We start from the raw sequence: 1,173 nt of genomic DNA, 5'->3' as shown, positions 1-1,173 counted from the left end.
TTAGTGCGTGAAACCAGCCTTCCTGAACCGAGAAACCTCTGGTCAGAGGGCTGCGTCCTGGCTTCTCACCTCGGAGTGAGCCAAGTCAGGGGGCCGCGGACACCGGAGTCCAGCTCTGAATGGATATGGACCAGTTCGGCACAGGCCCCGGGGGCAGCCGCGAAGAGACCGAAATTCCACCACTGAATCTGAACTGCCGACACGTATCGAGGTCATGCAGTTTCGGTTGAACGGGGCCAGGTGATGCAGTGAGCATCACTTTGCCCAACGGAGAGTGACAAATGTGATGCTTCCTATCGTCCGGGACAAGGTGGGAAACCTGCCCGTGGAATTGACCAGTTTCGTGGGTCGTCGCCGCGAGTTGACGGAGGCGAAGCGGCTGCTGTCGGCTACCCGTCTGGTAACGCTGACGGGCGTCGGTGGTGTCGGCAAGACACGACTGGCCGTGCGTATGGCCGCGAACGTGCGCCGCGCCTTCGATGACGGTGTGTGGCTGATCGAGCTGGGGGAGATTCATGACCCGGAACTGTTGGCGGACAACGTGGTTGCCGCATTGGGGTTGCGGGAGCAGTCCTCCGACCCGTCGCTGGAGTTGTTGGCCGATCTCGCCGACCGGCGGGTGTTGCTCATGCTGGACAACTGCGAACACCTGGTGGGGGCGGTCGCGGTGCTGGCCGAGTTGACCGTGACCCGGTTGGCCTCCGAGAGCACGAATCCGGGTGCCGCGGCCTCTGCCCGCGCCGCGAACAGCGTGATGGCGTCGTACCCAGGCAGCCCCTGCAACGCTGGTGGGCGATCCGGATCGGGGACTGTCAGGGGCAGGACCCGCATCACAGCTTCGCCGCCGATGCCCAGAGGTTCACGGCTCGTTGCCAGAATGCGCAGCTCAGGGCACCGCCGAAGCAACGTTTCGCGGCGAATCAGTGCATAGGGCGTACTCGCTGTGGGCGCTCGGGTTGGCGGTGTGGCAGACCGACCACAGGCGGGCCTCGTGGCTGCTCGAGCAAAGCGTGCGGCTCGCGCGGTTGGTGGACGATCGGCTCGACGTGGCCTGGTCTCTGGAGGCGCTGGCGTGGATTGAACTGTCCTGGGTCGGGTGGAGACTCCTGATTGAACCAGGAGAATGAAGTCATGCCAGCACCGAGGAAGTACGACACCGAGACCCGTGAGCGG

2 pseudogenes are annotated in these 1,173 nt (G+C 64.1%); one reads left to right on the top strand and one right to left on the bottom strand.

Annotation, left to right across the window (positions count from 1 at the left end):
• Nucleotides 1-286: 286 nt before the first annotated feature.
• Nucleotides 287-679: pseudogene (locus ACFWAY_RS53875) on the top strand (AAA family ATPase); the annotation flags it as partial.
• A gap of 2 nt (nt 680-681) precedes the next feature.
• Here the strand turns inward: ACFWAY_RS53875 and ACFWAY_RS53870 are convergent.
• A pseudogene (locus ACFWAY_RS53870) lies at nt 682-912 on the bottom strand (LuxR family transcriptional regulator); the annotation flags it as partial.
• Nucleotides 913-1,173 lie beyond the last annotated feature (261 nt).

This window comes from Rhodococcus sp. NPDC059968 (genome assembly GCF_042738615.1).
Lineage (GTDB): Bacteria > Actinomycetota > Actinomycetes > Mycobacteriales > Mycobacteriaceae > Rhodococcus_F.
Note: the sequence above shows the minus strand (reverse complement) of the source record. Positions and strands in the feature narration are given on the sequence as shown.